Raw genomic sequence first — 22,922 nt, forward strand, 5'->3', positions numbered from 1 at the left:
GCGGCCGGTCACCATCCACCCATCATGGGTGGATGGCAGGGGATCGGCACGAGGCGGCGTGACCGCTCACCGGGCGATGCTCACGGGCAGGGCGATGTCACACTCGTCGGTGGTGACGATCTCCTTGGAAACAGGCACATTCCCGTGCGCCCCGTACCCCCACGACATCATGACGCACGAGTAGGCGCCCGGGCCCCCGGCCACGAGCACCAGGACCGCTTCGGGTGACTCCAGCGCCCTACGGTTGCCATGCGCGTCGACCGGAGCCTCGTCGGCGAGTGGGATGTCGCCGTTCAGCCGTGCCAGCTCGTATGGGTTGGTCGCCCTGTCATACAGCTCGCGCTGGATGTCTGCGCGGGTGTAACCCGCCGCATGAAGAGCCCTGGCGTGCTCGAGATTCAGGCAGACGACGACGGTGCCGCGTCCGGCGACCGCGTTGTTGTTGCCGGGCGACGTGATCGTCCGGGCTATCAGCTCGAGAAGACGATTGTGCTGGTCCGGGTCATCGTCATCGAGAACGCATGTGAGGGTGTGTGGTCCGAGGACGTTCACCGCGGTCAGCACGCTCTGTTCCGCGTCGAAGCCGAAGGTCTCGTGCAGCCGTGGGTACGGGCTCTCCTCGTGCTCCGCCAGACAGTACGACAGCTTGCCCGGGTGTCCGAGCAGGGTCATGTCGGTGAACCCCGGCCATCCTCCTCCGAGATTGATGAGGCACAGCCGAATTGCTCTGCCGATCGTGAGGTTCGCGGCGTGTCCGTAACCCAGGGCGCCGTGCGAACCGGAGATCGCGAGCGCCGGGGCGATCGGGCCGCTGACGATGAGCAGTGGGGTCAGCGCGTGCGTCGTCGACTGGACCGCGGACATGTCGAGTCGTTCGTCGCAGACAGCTTTCACGCCGGCCACGACCACCGGCAGATAGTCCGGGACGCACCCCGCCATCACGGCGTTGATCGCCACCTTCTCGATGGTCGCCTCTCCCATCTGCGGGGCGACCCGTCCCAGGATGAGGTCACGGTCGAGGCCGGCGATCGCTGCCGCGAACAACATCTCCTCGACACGTTCCCGCGTGGGGAGGATGACCGGGAGCCCGTCCGTACGGCGATTGTCGCGCAACCAGTTCTGCAGTTCGTCGTCCGAGCGGCCCTCTATCTCGCGTGAGACCAGCTTTGACTGTGCCATGTCAGTGCCCCACTCCGACGGGAAGCGGCTGTCCGGCGAGCACGCCGATCACCTCGTGGACCGCTCCGGCCGCGATGCGTTCGATGTTCTCGACGCCGGTGCCGGAGACAGGGTGTGGGAGCGGCACCCGTGGCACGTCAGGCATTCTGGCCGAATCGGCGATGAACTGTGCGAGCTCGAGGAACTTGTAGGACACGAGGGCCACGGACGGTATGCCCAGTTTCGCGATCGCCGCAGCATCCCGCACGGTGCTGGAGGTACAGGAACCGCACTGCCCCAACGCCGTCACGACGATGTCGGAGTTCCGCACGTCCTCCAGCATCTCCTCGCTCACGGTGATCGTCGGGTCGTCTCGCTCGAAGAGTCGGATCACCGGGCGGTCGAGCTTCTCTTCGAGTAGCCGCCCGACCGCGGACAGCAGCGTTCCGGCGTCCGGGAAGCCGTTCGAGACCAGACCAACCCGCAGGCCGGCCTGTGTCACATCCGCTTTGAGTGTGTAGTCGACGACGTCGACGGGGTCGGACGCCGCAGGATCGTAGATGACTGGCATTTTCGGAACCCTCTCGATGAAGCGCGGATGGTCGGTCTACCGCCGACTCGCGGGACGCCGGTGAGGAGCCCCTCAGCCGACGAGCGTCCTCGCGGGGGCGACTACTGCGCACCCAGGCACTGTGGCGACGCTCACACCAATGTTTATCATGAGAAATGGTGCTGTCAAGGTGCGTGCGTGCTCGAACTGAGCCGCTGCGCTGCTCAGGGCACCAGCACGATCTTGCCGGTGTGACTACTCGCTTCTAGCCGTTCGTGGGCACGCGCGACATCGGCCAGCGGCATCACGCAGTCGATGACAGGCTTGATGGCGCCTGATGCGTAGAGCGGCCACACCTGCTCGACCAGTTGGGAGCAGATCGCCGCCTTCTCGGCGAGTGGTCGGGGCCGGAGCGAGGTGGCGATGACTCGTGCGCGCTTGACCAGCAGTCGGCCGATGTTCAGGTCACCCCTTGTGCCACCTTGCATTCCGATGATCGCGAGTCGTCCGCCGGTTGCCAGTGTCTTCAGATTTCGATCCAGGTACGACGCACCCATGTTGTCCAGGATCACGTCGACGCCCCTGCCTCCGGTGGCTTCTTTCACCACTCCGACGAAGTCCTCGTCGCGGTAGTCGATCCCCACGTCCGCGCCGAGGTCCAGGCATGTGGCGACCTTGCCGGGACTGCCTGCCGTGGCGAACACGCGATGGCCGCGCGCGGCGGCCAGGCTGATGGCGAATGAGCCGATCCCGCCGGCGCCGCCGTGGACGAGGATGGTCTCACCGGGTTTCATTGCGGACTCCATGAAGACGTTCGACCACACGGTGGCCGCGGCCTCGGGCAGAGCCGCAGCCGAGATCAGGTCCACGCCTGCGGGTACCGGCATCACTTGGCCCGCGGGTACGACCGCCCGGTCCGCGTACCCGCCGCCGGCGACGAGAGCACACACCTCGTCGCCCGGTTTCCACCGCGTGACGTCGTCGCCCACCGCGAGGACGGTGCCGCTGCACTCGAGGCCCATCACGTCGGTGACTCCTGGTGGCGGCGGATAGTTCCCGACCCGCTGATGGGTGTCGCCCTTGTTGACGGCCGTGGCCGCCACGCCCAGGAGTACTTCACCGGAGGCGGGGGTCGGGTCGGGCAGCTCGCTGATCTGGAGGACCTCGGGCCCCCCGAACTCTCGGACGGTCACGGCTCGCATCGTCGGCTCCTCGTATGGAATTCGATCGGCGCATCACGCACCGGTGTAAACATCATGAGAAATAAGATAATGTGTTCCACGTCGCAAGTCCACGGTCGGCGTGAGCGCCGGCTCTTCAGGAGGTTCTTCTGACATGACCGCAACCGGCCATCACCGATCCAGCGTCGACGGCACCGAAGTCGACGCCCGTGCCGCGGCATTCCTCTCGGCGGGGACGATCCCGCACGTGATCGAGGGAGAACGCCGCATGTCACGGGTCGGCGGGGAGCGGCCGATCATGAATCCTTCGACCGGGAACCAGATCGGTGTGGTCGCCGACGGCGACGCCGACGATCTCGACGACGCGGTCCGCAGTGCCCGCGCCGCATTCGAGGACGGGCGCTGGCGCCTGCTGGCCCCGCGTGAGAAGGAGGAGCGACTCCATCGGCTCGCCGACCTGATCGCCGAACAGCGCGAGGTGACCGGCGACCTCGACGGGCTCGACGCCGGGATCGTGCGCAAGTACGCGTCGTTCGTCTCCCAGGCGTCGATCAACGCCCTGCGCTACTACGCGGGCTGGCCCACCAAGATCTCCGGTCACATGCCGCCGGTCGGGCCCGACTACACCGTCACCGAGCGGATCGAACCGATCGGCGTCATGGGGGTCATCAAGCCGTGGAACGGACCGGCGGCCTTCTTCAACCAGGTCGCCCCGGCGCTCGCGGCCGGCAACTCTGTCGTGCTCAAGCCGGCCGAACACACTCCTCTCACCGCCACGTACATGGCCCTGCTCGCCCTCGAGGCCGGCATTCCGCCCGGTGTGCTGAACGTGGTCCACGGAGCCGGCGCGGTAGGCAGCGCGCTGGTCGCGCACCCCGGGGTCAATCGACTGTCCTTCACCGGTTCGGTCAACACCGGGCGAGCACTCGCCGCCGCGGCTGCGCAGACATTCAAGAAGGTGAACATCGAACTCGGCGGCAAGTCGCCGGTGGTCGTCTTCCCGGATGCGGATCTCGATCTGGCGGCATCGACGGCCGCGGGGTCGGTGTGGAACAACTCCGGTCAGGTCTGTACCGCCGGTTCGCGCACTCTGGTGCACCGCGACATCTACGACGACTTCCTCGAGCGCGCCGTGAAGGTGTCCGAAAACCTCACCGTCGGTCACGCTTTCGACGAAGCGGTCGATCTCGGACCCTTGATCACGCCGCAGCAGCGCGACAAGGTCCGCTCCTATGTGGACATCGGACGGGCCGAAGGAGCCACGGTCAGACTCGCGGGTGGGGCGCCCGACTCGGGCGGCAACTTCCAGGCGCCGGTGATCTTTGCCGACGTCGACATGTCGATGCGGGTGGCTCGGGAGGAGATCTTCGGCCCGGTGATGTCGGTCATCCCGTTCGACACCGAGGACCAGGCGTATCGAATCGCCAACGACACCGAGTTCGGTCTGGCGGCAGGGGTGTTCACGCGCGACATCGCACGCGTCGAACGAGCTGCCGACGTCCTGGACGCCGGCACGGTGTGGATCAACTGCTACCAGGTACTCGATGCGGCGGTGTCCTTCGGCGGCGCGAAGTACTCGGGATACGGCCGCAGCCTGGGGTCGCCTGCGCTGGAGGAGTACACGCGTCGCAAGTCGGTGTGGTCTCGCCGCTACCGATGAGATTCGCCTTGCGATAATCATCATGATAAATTAATGTGGCTTGTGACACAGTCGTCTGAAGTACAGGTGAGGGAAAGCGGATGTCTACGACACAGGAAATGGTCGAACGGATGGCGCGCGTGGTCGATGACATGGAGATCCGACGGACGATCACCGACTACGCGACCCTTGTGGACGCGCGGCAGTGGAAGCGACTTGCGGCCATCCTCGACGAGGACGTCGTCGTGGAGTACCACAATGGCCGCACGACCGTGACGGGTGCGACCGCAGTGGCCGAATACGTCGAGGCCAACACCTCGCACGTGTCATGGCAGCACCACATGGTGTCGCCGTATGGCGTCGACGTCGACGGTGACACCGCGTCCGCCCTTGCCTACCTGGTCTCACACCAGCAGATCCGCAACGACGACGCCGAGTTCCTCATGATGGCGGCCGATTACACGCTCGAGCTCGCCCGTCGCGATCGCGGATGGGTCATCACCCACATGGTCCACACGATCAAGGTGGCGAGCTTCCTGCCGATCTCGTCCACACCGATCGCCGGTGCCGAGGTCCCCGCCGCCGTCCGCCACTGAGAACGTCTCGCCAACCAGCCAGCCAAGATTCGAGGACACATCACCATGGCAGCCCATTCGACCCCCGAACTCACCGAAGCCGACCTGGCGGAAGCTGCGGAGCGGCTCAAGCGTGCCGAGGCCGCCGGTTGCCCGGTCGTCAACTTCGACTACACGACCCCGCAGCCGGCCTTGAGCTACTTCTCGAAGTTCGACGAGCTGCGAAACCAGGGGCCGACCGCGTACTCGTCCTACGGCCCCGGGTTCTGGATGCTGTTGACCTCCGATCTGGTCCGTGAGGCATACCAGACCCCGGAGGTGTTCAGCAGCCACGCGACCATCCCGTCGATCCCCAATCCGGACTGGCACTGGATCCCGACGATGGTCGACCCGCCGCAGCACAGCGAGTACCGTCGGATGCTCAACATCGCGTTCTCGCCCCGTTTCGTGAAGCAGAACGAGGACCGGATCCGACAGGATTGCATCGAGACCATCGAGAAGTTCGCCGCCGACGGAAAATGCGACTTCATCGAGCAGTTCGCGAAAGTGTTTCCGACACAGGTTTTCCTGCGTATCGTCGGCCTGCCGATGGAGCACACCGAGATGTTCATGGCGTGGGTCGAGGCGACCTTCGAGGGCCTCGGCCACTTCGGGGACAAGGCGGTCAGCCAGCGCGACGCGCAGATCGCGATCCGCGGTTACTTCTCGGAGATCCTGAAAGACCGGCGGGAGAACCCGCCGGCCAATGCCGAGGATGACTTCTTCTCCATCCTGGCCAACACCGTGATCGGCGGCGAACCGATCACCGACGAGAACTTCGCCAACATGTCCGAGGTCATCCTGCTGGCCGGGCTGGACACGGTGAAAAGTCAGCTCAGCTACATGTTCTACTGGCTGGCCAACAACCCGAGCGATCGTGAATGGATCGTCCGCGAGCCGGAGATCATCCCGAATGCCGTGGAGGAGTTCCTGCGGGCCCACAACATCGTCATGACCGCTCGAAAGGTGACCGAGGACACCGATTTCCACGGTTGCCCGATGAAGAAGGGCGACATGGTGATGGTCGCCAACCCCTCGGCGTCGCGGGACGAGGCGGAGTTCGACAACCCGACCGAGATCCAGCTCGACCGTCAGATCACCACTCATTACTCCTTCGCGGGCGGTCCGCACCGCTGCGTCGGCGCGCACCTCGCCCGCAAGGAGTTGGCGATCGCGCTCGAAGAGTGGCACAAGCGCATCCCGAACTACTCCGTCACCAACACCGAGGGCCTTGTCGAGGCGGGCCCGCAGGTCGGACTGGAACGACTGGAGCTGGGGTGGACGGTATGACCATGCACGACACCGCAATCCGTCGAATCACCATCGACACCGGCCGGTGCAGCGGTCACGGACGCTGCTACACGCTGGCCCCCGACGTGTTCGATCCCGACGACGAGGGCTTTCCGGTCCTGCTCGCCGAGACCGTCACCGGCGATTCGCCGCACCTGCGTGACGTGCAGGCAGCCGTGGACGGCTGCCCGGAGCGCGCCATCTCGATGGAGGCCGAGGCATGACGGCAGCCGCCACCCGGCGCCCCGATCTCGACGAGCACACCGTCTCGGCCCGCGTGTGGCTGGCCGAGAATGCGCCTGCGACATCCGTGGCCGCCCGTGATGCTCACGACGTCTCGGTGTTCCACAACCTGTCCCACGACGTCGAGCAAGGACTGATCGACGAGCTGCGCGCGTGGCAACGCACGAAGTTCGACGGTGGCTATGCGGCGATCTCCTGGCCGTCAGACATGTACGGCGCGGGCCTGCCGGCCGAGTTCGAGGACGCGTTCAAACAGGCGGAGGCCGAGCTGGTCCCGCTGCCTCGGCACGAATTGCTCTCGGTGACCGTCAATCTGATCGCACCGACGATCCGTATCTTCGCCTCCGAGACCGTCCGGTCGATGTTGCTGCCGGGGCTGCTGGACGGGTCGTTACTGGCTTGTCAGCTGTTCTCCGAACCGGCCGCCGGCTCCGACCTCGCCAACGTCTCCACTCGCGCACGTCGGGACGGTGACGACTGGGTCCTGTCCGGACAGAAGGTGTGGACCTCGGGCGCCCAGTTCGCCGATTGGGGTCAGGCCATCGTCCGCACGGAACCGGGTTCGTCGGGGAGCGGCGGACTGACGACCTTCGTCATCCCGATGGATGCCGAGGGTGTCGAGGTACGGCCGATCCGGCAGATGTCGGGCGGCACCAGCTTCAACGAGGTGTTCCTCAACGACGTTCGGATACCGGACAGCCATCGGCTGGGTGACATCGGCGACGGGTGGGCGGTCACTCGCGCCACACTCGGTTTCGAGCGGGCGAACGCATCGAACAAGAAGGGGGTGGGCGGCTCGTTCGACCAGCTCCTGGAGCTCGCGCAGCGCACCGGTTCCCTGCAACACCGCGACATCCGCACGGGGCTGGCCGAGGTGCGCCTCCGCGAGGTCGGCGCCGAGGTGGCGCTGCGCCGGGACAAGCGTGCCCGTGACGCCGGCGAGGCGCCTGGTGCGGCCGGGTCGATGCGCAAACTCCAGTGGGTGACGCGGCTCGGCATGGTCTCCGACCTGGCGCGAACAATGCTGGGAGACAAGCTGATCGCTGACGACGGCGACCCCGGCACGTTCTCCTGGAACGCACACCTGCTCGGTGCGCCCGGCTACCGGATCGCCGGCGGCACCGACCAGATCCAGCGCTCCATCATCGCCGAACGTCATCTCGGGCTGCCGCGGGAACCGCGCGCGCCCAAGCCCTCTCGAACGGAACCCACCAAATGAGTGTCTCCATCGACCTGTCCGGTCGTGCCGTCCTGGTGACCGGCGGCAGCCGCGGACTCGGACTCGAGATGGCACATGCCTACGCCGAGGCCGGTGCCAACGTGATCATCGCGAGCCGCAAGCAGGCGGGTGTCGACGAGGCGGCCGCTGCCGTGACCGAGGCGAGTGGAGTCCGTGCCGCCGGGATCGCCGGTCATGTCGGTGACTGGGACGGTTGTGTCGCGCTCGTCGATGCCGCCGTCGCAGAATTCGGCCGACTCGACGTCCTCGTCAACAACGCCGGGATCGCGCCGACCTACGACTCGCTCGAGACCGCCTCGCAGAAGCTCTTCGACAAGACCCTCGAGGTCAATCTGAAGGGGCCCTTCCGGATGGCGACGCTGGCCGCACCGAAGATGGCCGACGGCGGTTCCATCATCAACGTCAGCTCGATCGCGTCGGTTCGTCCGAAGACCACGGACCTGATCTATGCCGCGGCCAAGGCCGGCCTCAACACGCTGACAAAGGGATTGGCGCAGGAGTACGGTCCCCGCCTGCGCTGCAACACGATCATGGCCGGCCCGTTCCTGACCGACCTGGCCGACGCCTGGTACACCGACGAATGGCGAGCCCGGGCGAAGGGCTTCCCGATGGGACGAGCCGGCCAGCCCAACGAGATAGTCGGTGCCGCACTGTATTTCGGGTCCGATCTGTCCAGTTTCACCACCGGGACGGTCCTGCCCGTCGACGGTGGCCGGACCGCGACCTCCTGAACACCGACGGGATGAGTGAGCACACCATGAGCACTGCCTCTGACGATGCTGTGGCGACCGACCGACGGCCGGTCCCCCGGACGGGTCCGCTGGCCGGTGTCCGCGTGGCCGATTTCTGTTGGATGGGTGTCGGTTCGGTGGCGACCCGGATGCTGGCGGACTTCGGCGCCGAGGTCGTCAAGATCGAGAACCGCCGGCGCATCGACCGGCCCCGGCTCCTTCCGATCTACAAGGGCGAAGTCCGCAACTACGGCGAGGAACGTTCCGACGCCGACCCGAATCGTGGCGGGTTGCACAACAACTACAGCCGCAACAAGCTCGGCATCACAGTCGACATGAAGACCGCCCGGGGCCGCGAACTCGTCGACGAGCTCATCTCGCAGAGCATGGTCGTCACCGAGAATTTCGCGCCGGGTGTGATGGAGCGGTGGGGCCTCACCTACGAGCGACTGCGCGAGCTGTCCCCCGAGGTGGTCTACGGCCGGATGAGTGGGTTCGGCCATTCCGGACCGCACGCGCACTACAAGTCCTACGGACCCATTGTGCAGGCGGTCAGCGGTCTGTCGTTCATCAGCGGACTGCCCGGCGTCGAACCGTCGGGATGGGGCCTATCCTACATGGACAACCAAGCCGCGTATTACAACTCGGCCGCGCTCATGATGGCGATCCTCCGTCGACGCGCGACCGGGCTGGGTGCCGAGGTCGATGTATCGGCCGTCGAGGTCGGGATCTCGATGATCGGTGCCGACATGCTCGACGTGACGGCCAACGGAGCGGCCACTCGTCGCCCGACGTTTCCGCGCGGCAACCGCCTCGACGATCCGACGGCCGCCCCGCACGGGGTGTACCCGAGCGTCGACGAGGACCGGTGGGTCGCGATCGCCGTCTTCGACGACGCCGACTGGCAGCGCTTCGTCGCGGCCATCGGCCGGCCTGCGTGGACCGCCGACCCGCGGTTCGCGACGCAGCCTGACCGGCACGCCAACCAGGACGCCCTCGACGTCCAGGTCGCCACCTGGACGCGCGAGCGCAGCGATCGGGAGGCGATGGAGGTGCTCCAGGGTGCGGGCGTCGCGGCCGGTGCAGTGCAGAACGCCCAGGACGTGAGCGAATGGGATCCCCAGATCGCCGCTCGCGGAACGTTCTTCGAACTGGACCATCCGGTGATCGGCGAGGCGCGGTTCGAGGGGACCCCGGTTTCCTTCTCCCGCACCGAGCCGCACACCTGGCGATCCGCGCCGCTACTCGGCGAGGACAACCACTACGTGTTCGGGAACATCTTGGGCCTGTCCGGCGACGAGATCACCGAACTCGAGAACGACGGAGTGATCTGACATGTGGCAAGGACCGGTGGACACACTCACCTACAGCGGCCTCCGTGTGGTGGAGCTGGCAGACGACCCGCGAGGAGAGATCCTCGGGAAGCTGCTCGCGGACCAGGGCGCCGACGTGATCAAGGTCGAGCCCGTCGGAGGCTCGCGGGGAAGGCGTGTGGGCCCTTGGGTTCGCGGGCACGAGGGCGATCCCGACTTCAGCCTCAATTTCTGGACGTACAACACGAGCAAGCGGAGTGTCGTCGTCGACGCGACCACCGCCGAGGGACGGACCGAGCGCGACGACCTCATCGCCACCGCCGACGTGCTCATCACCTCGGACACCCCCGACGGCCTCACCGCGGCGGGCATCGATCTGCAGGAACTGACCGATCGTCATCAGCATCTGATCGCGGTCTCGGTCTCGCCCTACGGCCTCACCGGGCCGTGGGCCAACCGGCGCTCGAGCGACCTCGTCGCGCTCGCGTCCGGCGGGATTCTGATGAGCTGCGGATACGACGATCACTCCATTCCGCCGATCCGCCCGGGCGGCAACCAGTCGATGCAGATCGCGGCGAGTTTCGGCCACACCGGGCTGCTGCTGGCGCTGCTGGAACGACAGATGTCGGGACTCGGCCAGATCGTCGATGTGTCGATGCACGAGGCGATCGCCGTCAGCGGTGAGCTGGCCAACCCGTACTGGTTCTATCCACGGGTCCTACTGCAGCGCCAGACCTGTCGTCATGCTCAACCGAGCCCGACATCGCCGGCACTGTTCGAGTGCGCCGACGGCGTCCAGGTGTACTTCGCGCTGATCCTCAGCGACACCAAGACCTGGGGCATCCTGGTCGATTGGCTCGACTCGCTCGGCATGGCGCTCGACCTCGCCGACGAGGAGTATCTCCAGCTGTCACATCGTCAGGAGAACTTCCCCTACATCCAGACATTGCTGGAGTCGTTCTTCCTCATGCAGGATTCCGGGGCGGTCTACACCGAGGCGCAGCGACGCGGCTTGCCACTGGGCCCCATCTCCGCCCCCGAAGACCTGGTCGAGGATCCGCACCTGGCAGCACGCGGGTACTTCGTCGACGTCCCGATGGACGGTGAGTCGGTGAAGTTCCCGGGCTCGCCGTTCTCGTTCTCCTACGGGACCGGCGCACCCACGAGCCCACCGAAGCTTGGTGCAGACACGGAAGCAGTTCTCGCTCAGACGAAATCGTCGGCCGCCGAGGCGACCGCAGGCGTGGGGATCGGAGTGATGTCGTGAGCACCTGGAAGCCCGACACCTGTGCCGTCGTCGGGATCGGCACCACCGAATACTCGAAGAAGTCCGGTGTCAGCGTCACCTCACTCGCGGCCGACGCGGCTCTTGCGGCGATCGCCGATGCGGGACTGAAGCCCGGTGACATCGACGGTCTGATCCGCAGCGATTACGACGAGACGTCCCAGGTGGCGCTCGCCGATGCCATCGGTGCCGACGACATCGCCTACTGGGGACAGAACGGGCCCGGCGGCTCCGGTCCGTGCGCGATGGTCGGCCAGGCCGTCGCCGCGATCATGTCCGGCCAGGCCACCACAGTTCTGGTGTACCGCGCGCTCAACGGCCGATCCGGTCGCCGACTCGGCAAAGGAGTCAGCGTCGACGGCGGTGTCGGCGGCGCATCGAGCTACCTGGAGTTGTTCGCACCTTATGGCATGACCTCCCCAGGCCAGTTCTTCGGGATGCTCGCCCGCAGGCACATGTCCGAGCACGGTCTCACCCACGAGGCGCTTGCCGAGATCGCGATGGTGTGTCGCCGCCGCGCCAACGCGAACCCGGCCGCCCAGATGTACGACCGGAAGCTCTCGCTCGAGGACTACTACGATTCCCGAATGATCTCGGACCCGCTTCGGCTCTTCGACTTCTGCCTCGAATCTGACGGCGGCGCAGCACTTGTCGTCACCACGGCCGAACGGGCGAAGGATCTGCGGCAGCCGCCGGCCCTCATCAATTCCGTTGCGCAGGCGACAGGACTGCGCGTGGGACCGGGACAGATGTATCCGGTGCTGTTGGGAGAGAGCCTCGAGCACCTGACGTCCAAGCGTGTCGCCGAACGGCTGTACGAACGGTCAGGGCTGCGCCCGTCCGACGTCGACGTCGCGCAACTGTACGACTGCTTCACGGTCACGGTCTACCTGCAGCTCGCCGACTTCGGTTTCTGCAGCCGCGACGACGTGTCGGGATTCGTCGAGAGCGGTGCCCTGGATCTCGACGGTGCCATCCCGATCAACACCGCAGGAGGGCAGTTGTCCGAGTCGTACATCCACGGCATGAACCACATTGTGGAGGGGGTCCGACAGATCCGTGGGACGTCCACCTCGCAGGTGCCGGGCGCGCAGGTCTCACTCGTCACCTCCGCGCCGCCGCCCGGCGCGAGCGCACTGCTGTTGGTGGCCGCATGAGCGCCCCGGGCAGCGACGCGAACACCGAACTCGGGGGCGGTGTCGGACTCCGGCCGGTGGTCGACGACCCGGAGACCGGCGGGTTCTTCGCCGCTGCGGCCGATCGTCGTCTGGTGGTCCAGACGTGTCGCACATGCAACCACCAGCAGCACCCACCGAGGCCGCGATGCCGTTCCTGTCACGGCGACGATCTGGACTGGGCCGACGTCCCACAGGCGGGGACCGTCCACACCTGGACCGTCGTCGAACACCAGATCAACCCGCATTACCCGGTGCCGTACACGTCGGTCCTCGTGGACGTCGAACCCCGGCCCGGCGAGCCGGTGATCCGGTTCCTCGGTCACATCGCCGGACGCCCGGCGATCCACGTCGGCGACCCGGTGCGCACGGTGTTCGTCGACCTCGACGAGTCGATCACCATCCCGAATTGGGAGCTCGTCCCCGCCACCGACCCACTCACCTGAACCTCCCCGACTGAAGGAGCCCCCCATGGCATGGGACTTCGAGACCGACCCCGAGTACCAGGAACAACTGGACTGGGTGGAGCAATTCGTTCGCGACGAGGTCGAGCCGGCCGATCGCATGTACGACCATCCGCTCGACATGGCCGACCCGGTGCGCAACGCCATCATCAGGCCACTCCAGGAGAAGGTTCGCGAAAAAGGTTTGTGGGCCTGCCATCTCGGTCCGGAACTCGGCGGTCAGGGCTATGGTCAACTCAAGCTGGCCCTGCTCAACGAGCTGATCGGCACCACGCTCAGTGGACCGGTGATCTTCGGGACCCAGGCCCCCGACTCCGGCAACGCCGAGATCTTGGCGCATTACGGTTCCGACGAACTGAAGAAGACCTACCTCGAACCGTTGCTCGCCGGCGAGATCGCGTCCTGCTTCTCGATGACCGAGCCCACCGGCGGCTCCGACCCGACCTCGTTCCGATGCCGCGCCGTCCGCGATGGGGACGACTACGTGATCTCGGGTGAGAAGTGGTTCTCGTCGAATGCGCGTTTCGCGTCGTTCCTGATCGTCATGGCGGTCACCGATCCCGACGCCGAGCGCCATCGCCGCGCGTCGATGTTCGTCGTACCCTCCGACACCCCGGGTATCGAGATCGTCCGCAACGTCGGCGTCACCGGCCACGCCGGGCATGAGGGCACCCACGCCTACGTCCGCTACAACGATGTCCGCGTGCCCGCGGCGAACCTCCTCGGTGGTGACGGCGACGGGTTCAAGGTCGCCCAGGTCCGGCTGGGTGGCGGTCGCATCCATCACGCGATGCGCACCGTCGCGCTGGTGCGTCGCTCGCTGGATGCGATGCTCGAACGCGCTGTCTCGCGCGAGACCCGCGGCCGCACACTCGGCGAGCTGCAGCTGGTCCAAGAGATGATCGCCGACTCGTGGATTCAGCTCGAACAGTTCCGGCTGCTCGTGTTGCGCACCGCGTGGAAGATCGATCAGGTCAACGACTACAAGCAGGTCATCAAGGACATCGCCGGCGTCAAGGTCGCCATGCCGAAGGTGCTGCAGGACGTCGCGGGCCGGGCCGTCCAGCTACACGGTTCGCTCGGCATCTCCACCGAACTACCCTTCGGCAAGTATGTCCTCGAGGGCTTCCACATGGCCATCGCCGACGGTGCGACCGAGATCCACAAGCAGTCGGTCGCCAAGCAACTCCTCAAGGGCGTGGAGCCCGCCCCGGATCTGTTCCCGTCGATCCACGTCCCCCGTCTCCGAGATGCCGCCGACACGAAGTTCGCCGACGTCTTGGCCGCTGCCGCGGCCGACGCCGCCGAGGTGAACTGACATGATCCTCGACGATGTGGACGCCGTCGCCGATCGCGCCGACTTCGCGGAGGTCCTCGCCGGCGTCGCCAACCGTGCGACACCGCGCAACACCGTCGTCACCCGAGCGGATGCGGCCGCGTCGGGGGAGATCGACTCCGCACTCTGGGAACGCCTGATCGGTGAGATCGGGGTGCTCGGGCTGGCGGTCCCGGACGAACTCGGTGGGGCAGGGGCAACCTGGGCGGAGATCGCCGTGCTGATGGAGCAGATCGGACGCAGCACCGCAGCGGTTCCGGTACTTGGTGCGGTCCTCGCCGTCGAGGCGATCACGGCATCCGGGGACTCCGCTGCCCTCGCCGAACTGTTGCCCGCGATGGTCGCGGGCTCGACGATCGGAACCGTGTGGTCGGGAACGGGACTGACCGCCGACGCCACCGGAGCGGTGTCCGGCGAGGCGCGCCTCGTCCTCGACGGCGGCCATGCCGACGTGGTCCTCGCGCAGGCCGAAACAGGCACCGGTGCAGCGTGGTTCGCAATCGAGACCGCAAGTGCCGCCGTCCGTCGTCACGAGACGCTCGACCTCGTCCGCGATCTCGCCACCATCACGTTCAGCGACGCTCCCGCGCGGGCGATCGCGGTCGCCGACCCCGGCGGTTTGGCTGCTCGGCTGCGGGATCTGGCGCTGGTTGCGGTGGCCGCCGAACAGCTCGGGGTCGCCGAGCAGGCGCTGGCGGATGCCGTCGAATACGCCGGCGTACGTGAGCAGTTCCGCCGGGTCATCGGCTCGTTCCAGGCGCTCAAACATCTCATCGCCGATGTCGCCACCGAGACCGACCTCGCTCGTTCGATGGTGGAACACGCTGTGTGGGCTGCGGTCTCGAGTCCGGATGATCTGCCGGAGGCGGCGGCCATGGCGATGCTGGCGGCGTCACGTGCCGCAATTCTCGCCAGCGGTGAGAACGTCCAGATCCACGGTGGCATCGGATTCAGCTGGGAGCACCCCGCCCATCTGCTGTTCCGCAAGGCGCGAAGCAACGACTCCCTGCTCGGCCCGACCGAACGCCTGACGGACCGCATTCTGTCGACTCACGGTGTGCACCGATGACTCCCGACGGTGGTCATCGAGTTGTGGTGCTCGGTGGCGGAATCGGCGGTGGACGCACCTGTGCCGCACTCCGATCGGAGGGTTTCGACGGTCACATCACCCTCATCGGTGGGGAGGAGCACGACCCCTATGACCGTCCGCCGCTGAGCAAGGCGTGTCTCACCGAGTCCGCCGACCCCGGCCTCGGACTCGACTTCGAGGAACTCGAGGTCTCGGTCCGGCGCGGCGTGTGGGCGACCGGACTTGATCGGGGCGCCAAGATCGTCGCGACCACCGGTGGTGACATCGGTTACGACACACTGGTTCTCGCAACCGGTTCGGCACCAGTTCGACTCCCTGGGCCGGGTGAACAATTGACTTTGCGCACACGAGAAGACGCCGAGAAGCTTGCGGCGGTGCTACGGCCCGGGGCGCGGATGGTCATCGTGGGAGCCGGTTGGATTGGCGCCGAGGTTGCCACTGCAGCGAAGGGTTTCGGCTGCTCGGTGGTGTGCGTCGAGGCAGGTGACGGCCCGCACGCGGGTCCGTTCGGTGCAGCGGTGTCCCAACGAATGGCCGAGATGTGGGAGGGCGTCGACCTCCGCGTGCGAACAGGTGTGGCCGAAGTCGAGGACGCCGGCGTCCGGCTCATCGACGGCACTCTGCTCACCGCGGACGCAGTCGTGGTCGGGGTTGGTTCGCGAGCTGATGTCGGCTGGCTGGCCGCGGCGGGTCTCGACGTCGATCGGCACGGGATATGCGTCGATTCGGGGCGTCGGACAAACGATCCTTCGATCTATGCGATCGGTGACGTCGCGAGCCGGTGGAGCGACCGTCTGTCGGCGCGGGTCCACACCGGCCACTGGGATGAGGCGGCAGTAGGCGGCGCGGTCGCGGCGCGCTCGATCATGCATTGCGACAGGGGGACCGATGACATCCCCTACTTCTGGTCAGACCAGTTCGGGCGCAAAGTGCAGTATGTCGGGCAACATCGCCGAGGGCATCGGTTGATCGTCCGCGATCACCCGACGACGGATCGCTGGGGTGCGGTCTGGCTCGACGAGTGCGATCGCGTTGCCGCCCACCTGTCGGTTGGTTTTCCGCGGGCAATGATCCACGCGCGATCCGCCATCGCGGACGGCCGCCGGGTGGATCGGAGGACTCTGGCTGATCTGACTGCACCGCTGGGATGAGCGCATCGGCCGGGTTCGGACTCGATGCGCGGACCCGCCTCGATGTGATAGATCATCGGTATGAATTGCTGACCCGTGGAAACTCCGCAGGTACTGCTATCAGGGATGGGGACAACATGACCGAATCGAATGCCAGGACGCGTGACATCGCTGACCAGCCCGCGATCGCGATTGCGGGAGGCGGTTCGGTACTCCGTCCGTTGAAGGCTGCGGAGGTCGTCGCGCGCGCGGTTGTGCGAACCATTCGCTCCGAGGGTCTTCAGACCGGGGACAGTCTGCCGTCCGAGGCCGAGATGCTCCCTCAGTACGGGGTGAGTCGCGAATCCTTACGAGAGGGATTGCGGCTTCTGGAGGTCCAGGGCATGATCTCCATCCGCCGCGGGCCCGGAGGAGGCCCGATCGTCGGCACGGTCGATTCGGCCAACCTGGGTCGGATGGAGGCGCTGTACCTCCATCTCGCCGGGGCGACATACGACGAGTTGTTCGAGACGTGGGTGTTCGCCGAGACCACCCTGGCCGGGATGGCAGCTGCAAACCCTGACAGCGAGGCGCGCCATGCCGCCATGGCACCGTACATCGACGGGCTCGTGGACGAGGTCGTGCACGGCGACCTCGACGTCTACATGTCCGGACACGAGGGCTTTCACGGATCGGTGGCGGCCCTTGCGGGCAATCGCGTCTTTCAGGTGACCTTCCGCGCCTACGGACAGATCGTTGCCCACCACCTGGCCATGGTCGGCGACGTCAAGTTGATCCATCAGGAGCTCGTCGACGACCATCTCGAACTCGCCCAAGTGATCTCCGAAGGAGATCCCGAACGGGCATCCACATTGATGAACCAGCACCTGACTCGTGTTCTCGCGTTGAACCGAGCGCAGCTGGGCACTCTCCTCGACGGCGACGTGGAGTGGGTCTGAATCCCTCCCGAGTCGTCGACTCACAGAAGGAAATTCACGATGTTCTTCCACGAGTCCATCGCCAGGTCGCTGCGCGCCGAAGGCGTCACCAGCATCTTCGGCGTGATGGGTGACGCGAATCTGTACATGATGGACAGCTTCGCGGATCTCGATGACACCCAGTTCATCTCGACTTCCAACGAGGCCGGGGCGATCACCGCGGCCAACGGATACGCTCGCGTCACCGGAGGTCTCGGCGTGGCCAGCGTGACCCATGGCCCCGCGCTCACCAACACCTTGACCGGCTTGGTCGAGAGTGTGAAGGATCGGACCCCGGTACTCCTCGTCGCCGGTGACACCGCGGTTGTCGATCGCGACAACTTCCAGAACATCGCCCAGCGTGAGCTGGTCGTCGCCACGGGTGCCGGTTTCGAACAGGTGCGGTCTGTCGAGACGATTGCGGAGGACGTCGCCGTTGCGGTTCGCCGCGCGATGACCGAACGTCGGCCGATCGTGCTCAATGTGCCGATCGAGTTCCAGTGGCAGCAGGCCGGACACTCTGCCGGAGAGCGCAGGTGGGCGCCGGTTCAGGCAGTGCGGCCGGCAGCGCAGGCGCTCGAGGATGCGGTGGCAGTCGTTGCTGCTGCCCGACGGCCGTTGGTGATCTCCGGGCAGGGCGTGATGTCTGCCGAGGCGCGCGCCGCCGTCGCGCGTTTCGCCCACCGTATCGGCGCGCCTCTCGGTACCACACTGCGCGGCCGCGATTCATATCGCGACGACCCGCACAACATCGGCATCGTCGGCACCATCTCGCACGAGGTCGCCCTCGATGTGATCGGCGATGCGGACACCGTGATCGCCTTCGGTGCCGGGTTGAACAAGTGGACGACTCTGGAAGGCAGCGTGCTCGCCGGCCGCCGCGTAGTTCAGATCGATTGTGACCGAGACGCCCTGCACCGCAATGGTTCCGCTGATGTCGTGGTTCTCGGCGATGCCGCGGCGACCGCGGATGAGCTCGTGGAGATGCTCGACTCGATCGAGGTTCCGGCAACCGGTTTCGCCTCGCCGGAACTCGCGGCGCGACTGACCGAGCGCCGCGATGACGGGTTCGTGGACCGCAGTCGCGTCGGAACGGTGGATCTCCGCTCGGCGATGATCGCCATCGAGAATGCTTTCCCGCGCGATCGCGCTCTGGTCTATGACGGTGGCCGGTTCATCTTCAACGCGTTCGCGCTGTTTCACGTCGAGCAACCCCGGGACTACGTGCACACGGTGAACTTCGGATCCATCGGACTGGGGATGGGAAATGCGATCGGTGCAGCGGTCGGTTCCCGTCGGCCGACCCTGTTGGTCACCGGTGACGGTGGCTTCATGCTCGGCGGTCTCGCCGAGTTCAACACCGCGGTGCGTCACGGACTCGATCTCGTGGTCGCGGTCTTCAACGACGGGGCCTACGGCGCCGAACACATCCAGTTCCGCCGAAAGGAGCTGGATCCGTCTCGGTCGACGTTCGATTGGCCGGACTTCGCGCCAGTGGCCGAATCGCTCGGTGGGCGGGGCTACACGGTGAGGTCGTTGGACGATCTCCATCGGGCCCTTGCCGAGCTGCCGAATCGCGATCGTCCGATTCTGCTGGACATCAAGCTGGACCCGGACGAAGTCGACTCAGCGGGACACTGACCCGCCCGTCATCCCGATCCCGAGTCGCCGAGCGTGCTCGGCGAGGATCTCGGACCGGTGCGGGTCGGTGCTGGGCCAGACGACGTCGGCCCAGATCACGATGTCGTCGAATCCGGCGTCGATCCATCGACGGAGCTCGTCGGTGTCGGCGCCGGGCATTCGGAACCAGGTCCGAAACGGGGTGGAGCGGTCGTGCCGTGCGGTCTCGGAGTCGAGCCGGTCGCGCAACCCGACCGCTTCCGCGAGTGTCGGGGTGCCGCTGCTCAACCAGCCGTCGCCGAGCGATGCGGCGCGTCGGAGCGCGCGGTCGGAGTTGCCTCCGAGTATCAGGGGCACCGAGGTGGAGGAATCGGTGATCTGGACGGGCTCGAACCGGTACTCGCCGGTCGTTCGCGAGATCCAGCCGCCGCCAAGGGCTTCACGGATGATCCCGGTCCCGTCTCGTAGACATCGGAACCTGGCCTCGAATGGTGCGTTCAGAGCGGCGAACTCCTCGACGAGCCAGCCCGCGCCGAGACCCAGGATCAATCGGTTTCCGGTGACCTCCGCGACGGTGCACGCCGAGCGCGCGATCTGCAGAGGATGCCGCAGCGGCGCCACGTAGACCCCGGTGGCCAACGTGATGCGGTGCGTCACCGCACCCGCCGCCGCCAGCGCCGACAGGGGATCCACGAGGCGCACGGAGGCGTGCGCATGCCCGGTGGTGTGATGGCGGACGGCTGCGGCTGCCTGCGGATGAGATGACTTGTACCTCTGCGGGGCGAGAACGTGCTCACCGATCCACACGGAGTCGAATCCAGCGGCTTCGGCATCACGGGACAGAGCGATGATGTCTGGCGCAGCGAGGCCGTATGCGGAGAGTCCGATACGCACATTCGTTCCTTCGTATTCCCGGTGGAGACGCACCGCGCGGATCGGGAGTTGTTGCCGCGCAGGCCTTGGCAATAACATCATGAGAAATTATTCTCGAATGTGCCACCCCGATGGCATGGCGAACACCACCGTTCTCGGAACGAGCTGACCTCGCATACCCGCGGACACGTCGAAAGGTACTGCCGAACAATGAAACTCAAGGGACTGTCGGTGGCGATCACCGGTGGTGCATCCGGTCTCGGTCTCGCAACGGCCCAACGTGTCGTCGACGCCGGTGGGCTGGTCACCCTGATCGATCTGCCGACCTCGGACGGGCAGGCCGTGGCCGACGGCCTGGGCGCCGCTGCCTCGTTCGCCGCCGCCGACATCACCGATGCCGAACAGTTCGCCGCGGCACTCGATGTCGCCGACAACCGCGGAGGTCTGCGCGGGCTCGTGCACTGTGCCGGAGCCGGCCGCCGTATGCGCATCCTGGACAAGGAAGGCAAGGCCGGTTCAGTCGAGGACTTCGAGTCCGTCATCAGGCTCAACCTCGTGGGGTCGTTCCATGCGCTCTCGCTCGGCGCCGAGCGCATCGCTCGGCTCGATCCGATCGACGGTGAGCGTGGGGCGATCATCATGACCGCGTCGGTCGCGGCGTTCGAGGGTCAGATCGGCCAGATCAACTATTCGGCGTCCAAGGCCGGGATCGTCGGGATGACGTTGGTCGCAGCCCGCGATCTGGCGAGCAAACTGATTCGGGTGAACACCGTCGCGCCGGGCATCATGGACACCCCGTTGCTGGCCCGGTTGCCCGAGAATGTGCGGACGTCGTTGGCCTCGAGCATTCCGAATCCGGCGCGGCTGGGCCGGCCGGAGGAGTTCGGTCAGCTCGCGGCCTCGATCCTGGAGAACGCGTATCTCAACGGCGAGACCATCCGCCTCGACGGGGCGATCCGGATGGCTCCGCGATGATCGCGGTCGGTCGCGGCCGGACGCCAGGATTTGTGATCCCCGCACCGTGAGGCGCCGTCGAAGGCTTCCCACCGTCGATGACGTGATGCGACTGGATGAGGTGGACGTGGGTCCGATCCCGGCCGACCACATCGACGGGAACGGGCATCTCAGCGTGCGGTTCATCGTGGAGATCGCAGCCCACGGGGCGCACGAGGTGCTGGTGGCCTGTGGGCTGACAGACGCGCGCCGCGCGAGTACCCATCAGGGTGTGTTCACCGCTGAGCACCACCTCGTCTATCTGAGTGAGATGAGGGTCGATTCCGATCTCGGCGTCTACGTGCGAATACTGGATCGGTCGAGTCGCGCGGTGATCCTGTTGGCGTTCGTCGTCGATCGGACACGGCGACGCGTCACCACGGTCCTTCGAACCGTAGTCGTCAGCGTCGACCTCACCACGCGGAGGGCGAGACCGTTTGCGCCAGAGGTGGCTCGTGAGATCGACAGGGTCATGCGCCGCCATGAATCGCTGTCCTGGTCGCCACCGTTTCCGCGATGGGGCAGGTTGTCTGGCTCTCGTCGGCGCAGGTGGCGACGCCGCATCGCCGGCGGCTTGCTGTAACCCTCATGAGGAATTAGTGTGGGCTGCGACACATCCGCTGCCTCCGTTTTGCGTGTGTCACTCACCAAGTGGTCGAACGGAGGCCCGCGATCCCGCAGCCCTGTCGGGCGCTTCCGATCGACCAGTCGAGGAGACGTCTCTTGAGTGCACATACGACGACCCAGCTCACCGATGCGGAGTTGGCTGACGCTGCCGAGCGACTCGAGCGTGCGAAGACTGCCGGCTGTCCGGTCGTCGACTTCGATTACACGACACGCCGGCCCGCGATGACCTACTTCGAGGAGTTCGACAAGCTCCGCCACCAGACGCCCACGGCGTATTCGTCGTATGGGCCCGGCTTCTGGATGCTGCTCACTTCTGACCTGGTCCGCGAGGCGTATCAGACCCCGGAGATATTCAGCAGTAGCGCGACGATTCCGTCGGTTCCGAACCCGGATTGGCACTGGATTCCGACGATGGTCGACCCGCCGTTGCACGGCGAGTACCGCCGGATGCTCAACATCGCGTTCTCGCCGCGCTTCGTGAAGCAGAATGAGGACCGGATTCGGCAGGACTGCATCGAGACCATCGAGGAGTTCGCCTCCGCCGGACACTGCGATTTCCTGGAGCAGTTCGCGAAAGTGTTTCCGACACAGGTGTTCCTGCGCATCGTTGGCTTGCCGATGGAGCATGCCGACATGTTCATGGCCTGGGTCGAGGCGACGTTCGACGGTTTGGGTCACCTGGGGGATGATGCGCTGGACCAGCGGGAGGCGCAGGTCGCGATCAAAGAGTACTTCTCGCGGGTCTTGACCGACCGGCGCGAGAACCCGCCGGCCGATGCAGACGACGACTTCTTCTCCATCCTGGCGTCCACCGTGATCGGCGGGGAACCGATCACCGACGAGGCGTTCACCAACATGGCTGAGGTCATTCTGCTGGCCGGTCTGGACACGGTGAAGAGCCAGCTCAGTTACATGTTCTATCACCTGGCCAACACTCCGAGTGATCGAGAATGGCTTGTCCGCGAGCCCGAGATCATTCCGAATGCCGTCGAAGAGTTCCTGCGTGCCCACAACATCGTCATGACCGCGCGGCAGATCGCCGAAGACACCGAGTTCCATGGTTGTCCGATGAAGAAGGGCGACATGGTGATGGTCGCCAATCCGTCGGCATCGCGCGACGAGGCGGAGTTCGACAACCCGACCGAGATCCAGTTCGATCGCCAGATCACCGCCCACTATTCCTTCGCGGGTGGGCCGCATCGCTGCGTCGGAGCACACCTCGTACGCACCGAGTTGGCGATCGCGCTGGAGGAGTGGCACAAGCGGATCCCGAACTACTCCGTCACCAATACGGAGGGTCTCGTCGAAGCCGGACCGACCGTCGGACTCGAACGTCTGGAGTTGGGGTGGTCGGTGTGAATCCGCCGACAAGGTGAAGCGGATCGCCGAGACGAATGCACGGGAACTCCTGTCG

22 protein-coding genes are annotated in these 22,922 nt (G+C 66.1%); 18 read left to right on the forward strand and 4 right to left on the reverse strand.

Translation table 11 applies throughout. The features are described from left to right. Positions 1 to 66: 66 nt before the first annotated feature. The 3 genes from BCM27_RS02600 to BCM27_RS02610 all read right to left on the reverse strand — a co-directional run bounded on the left by BCM27_RS02600 (position 67) and on the right by BCM27_RS02610 (position 2,910). Positions 67 to 1,179: a hypothetical protein gene (locus tag BCM27_RS02600; RefSeq protein ID WP_004021511.1), complete on the reverse strand. Its 1,113-nt coding sequence runs from the start codon at positions 1,177 to 1,179 to the stop codon at positions 67 to 69. A 1-nt stretch (position 1,180) separates the two neighbouring features. Beyond that, positions 1,181 to 1,729, reverse strand: coding sequence for a UGSC family (seleno)protein (locus tag BCM27_RS25705; protein WP_004021512.1), 549 nt, complete (start codon positions 1,727 to 1,729; stop codon positions 1,181 to 1,183). A 203-nt stretch (positions 1,730 to 1,932) separates the two neighbouring features. Next, a complete protein-coding gene (locus BCM27_RS02610; RefSeq protein ID WP_004021513.1) occupies positions 1,933 to 2,910 on the reverse strand; it encodes an NAD(P)H-quinone oxidoreductase in 978 nt (325 codons plus the stop codon). 133 nt (positions 2,911 to 3,043) lie between these two features. Between BCM27_RS02610 and BCM27_RS02615 the strand changes: the two genes are divergently transcribed. From BCM27_RS02615 to BCM27_RS02685, 15 genes are all read left to right on the forward strand, one after another. Continuing rightward, on the forward strand, positions 3,044 to 4,549 hold the full coding sequence (locus BCM27_RS02615; RefSeq protein ID WP_004021514.1) for an aldehyde dehydrogenase family protein: 1,506 nt from the start codon (positions 3,044 to 3,046) through the stop codon (positions 4,547 to 4,549). 80 nt (positions 4,550 to 4,629) lie between these two features. Then, positions 4,630 to 5,124 (forward strand): nuclear transport factor 2 family protein, encoded by a 495-nt coding sequence (locus BCM27_RS02620; RefSeq protein WP_081487012.1) that lies wholly within the window; start codon positions 4,630 to 4,632, stop codon positions 5,122 to 5,124. Between the two features lie 45 nt (positions 5,125 to 5,169). Beyond that, positions 5,170 to 6,432, forward strand: a complete 1,263-nt coding sequence (locus BCM27_RS02625) for a cytochrome P450 (protein ID WP_004021516.1) — start codon at positions 5,170 to 5,172, stop codon at positions 6,430 to 6,432. A 2-nt stretch (positions 6,433 to 6,434) separates the two neighbouring features. Further along, a complete protein-coding gene (locus BCM27_RS02630; RefSeq protein WP_239450648.1) occupies positions 6,435 to 6,656 on the forward strand; it encodes a ferredoxin in 222 nt (73 codons plus the stop codon). Beyond that, positions 6,653 to 7,894 carry an acyl-CoA dehydrogenase family protein gene (locus BCM27_RS02635; protein ID WP_004021518.1) on the forward strand — a complete coding sequence of 414 codons (1,242 nt, stop codon included), beginning with the start codon at positions 6,653 to 6,655 and terminating at the stop codon, positions 7,892 to 7,894. The genes BCM27_RS02630 and BCM27_RS02635 overlap by 4 nt, the downstream gene beginning before the upstream one ends. Further along, positions 7,891 to 8,646: an SDR family NAD(P)-dependent oxidoreductase gene (locus BCM27_RS02640; protein ID WP_004021519.1), complete on the forward strand. Its 756-nt coding sequence runs from the start codon at positions 7,891 to 7,893 to the stop codon at positions 8,644 to 8,646. The genes BCM27_RS02635 and BCM27_RS02640 overlap by 4 nt, the downstream gene beginning before the upstream one ends. 26 nt (positions 8,647 to 8,672) lie before the next feature. After that, on the forward strand, positions 8,673 to 9,980 hold the full coding sequence (locus BCM27_RS02645; protein WP_004021520.1) for a CaiB/BaiF CoA transferase family protein: 1,308 nt from the start codon (positions 8,673 to 8,675) through the stop codon (positions 9,978 to 9,980). Positions 9,981 to 9,996: 16 nt separating this feature from the next. Continuing rightward, complete coding sequence (locus BCM27_RS02650) at positions 9,997 to 11,226, forward strand: CaiB/BaiF CoA transferase family protein (protein ID WP_239450649.1); 1,230 nt, start codon at positions 9,997 to 9,999, stop codon at positions 11,224 to 11,226. Continuing rightward, positions 11,223 to 12,401 (forward strand): thiolase C-terminal domain-containing protein, encoded by a 1,179-nt coding sequence (locus BCM27_RS02655; protein ID WP_004021522.1) that lies wholly within the window; start codon positions 11,223 to 11,225, stop codon positions 12,399 to 12,401. Before BCM27_RS02650 ends, BCM27_RS02655 begins: the two co-directional genes overlap by 4 nt. Next, on the forward strand, positions 12,398 to 12,865 hold the full coding sequence (locus tag BCM27_RS02660; RefSeq protein ID WP_004021523.1) for a Zn-ribbon domain-containing OB-fold protein: 468 nt from the start codon (positions 12,398 to 12,400) through the stop codon (positions 12,863 to 12,865). The genes BCM27_RS02655 and BCM27_RS02660 overlap by 4 nt, the downstream gene beginning before the upstream one ends. A gap of 25 nt (positions 12,866 to 12,890) precedes the next feature. After that, on the forward strand, positions 12,891 to 14,201 hold the full coding sequence (locus BCM27_RS02665) for an acyl-CoA dehydrogenase family protein (protein ID WP_004021524.1): 1,311 nt from the start codon (positions 12,891 to 12,893) through the stop codon (positions 14,199 to 14,201). A gap of 1 nt (position 14,202) precedes the next feature. Beyond that, on the forward strand, positions 14,203 to 15,288 hold the full coding sequence (locus tag BCM27_RS02670; RefSeq protein WP_004021525.1) for an acyl-CoA dehydrogenase family protein: 1,086 nt from the start codon (positions 14,203 to 14,205) through the stop codon (positions 15,286 to 15,288). Continuing rightward, positions 15,285 to 16,460, forward strand: coding sequence for an NAD(P)/FAD-dependent oxidoreductase (locus BCM27_RS02675; RefSeq protein ID WP_033204528.1), 1,176 nt, complete (start codon positions 15,285 to 15,287; stop codon positions 16,458 to 16,460). Before BCM27_RS02670 ends, BCM27_RS02675 begins: the two co-directional genes overlap by 4 nt. A gap of 116 nt (positions 16,461 to 16,576) precedes the next feature. Beyond that, a complete protein-coding gene (locus BCM27_RS02680) occupies positions 16,577 to 17,377 on the forward strand; it encodes a FadR/GntR family transcriptional regulator (protein ID WP_004021527.1) in 801 nt (266 codons plus the stop codon). A 39-nt stretch (positions 17,378 to 17,416) separates the two neighbouring features. Continuing rightward, the gene (locus BCM27_RS02685; protein WP_004021528.1) at positions 17,417 to 19,036 is read left to right on the forward strand and encodes a thiamine pyrophosphate-binding protein; all 1,620 of its coding nucleotides are present in this window, start codon (positions 17,417 to 17,419) and stop codon (positions 19,034 to 19,036) included. On the opposite strand, the gene BCM27_RS02690 is transcribed toward BCM27_RS02685, so the two are convergent. Further along, the gene (locus tag BCM27_RS02690) at positions 19,022 to 19,909 is read right to left on the reverse strand and encodes a TIGR03619 family F420-dependent LLM class oxidoreductase (RefSeq protein ID WP_004021529.1); all 888 of its coding nucleotides are present in this window, start codon (positions 19,907 to 19,909) and stop codon (positions 19,022 to 19,024) included. The genes BCM27_RS02685 and BCM27_RS02690 overlap by 15 nt on opposite strands. A 189-nt stretch (positions 19,910 to 20,098) precedes the next feature. Between BCM27_RS02690 and BCM27_RS02695 the strand changes: the two genes are divergently transcribed. The 3 genes from BCM27_RS02695 to BCM27_RS02705 all read left to right on the forward strand — a co-directional run bounded on the left by BCM27_RS02695 (position 20,099) and on the right by BCM27_RS02705 (position 22,867). Next, positions 20,099 to 20,863 (forward strand): SDR family NAD(P)-dependent oxidoreductase, encoded by a 765-nt coding sequence (locus BCM27_RS02695; protein WP_033204526.1) that lies wholly within the window; start codon positions 20,099 to 20,101, stop codon positions 20,861 to 20,863. 85 nt (positions 20,864 to 20,948) lie between these two features. Beyond that, positions 20,949 to 21,464 carry a thioesterase family protein gene (locus BCM27_RS02700; protein ID WP_004023333.1) on the forward strand — a complete coding sequence of 172 codons (516 nt, stop codon included), beginning with the start codon at positions 20,949 to 20,951 and terminating at the stop codon, positions 21,462 to 21,464. A gap of 140 nt (positions 21,465 to 21,604) precedes the next feature. Further along, on the forward strand, positions 21,605 to 22,867 hold the full coding sequence (locus tag BCM27_RS02705; RefSeq protein WP_004023334.1) for a cytochrome P450: 1,263 nt from the start codon (positions 21,605 to 21,607) through the stop codon (positions 22,865 to 22,867). Positions 22,868 to 22,922: the final 55 nt, after the last annotated feature.

Source organism: Gordonia terrae, assembly GCF_001698225.1.
Lineage (GTDB): Bacteria > Actinomycetota > Actinomycetes > Mycobacteriales > Mycobacteriaceae > Gordonia > Gordonia terrae.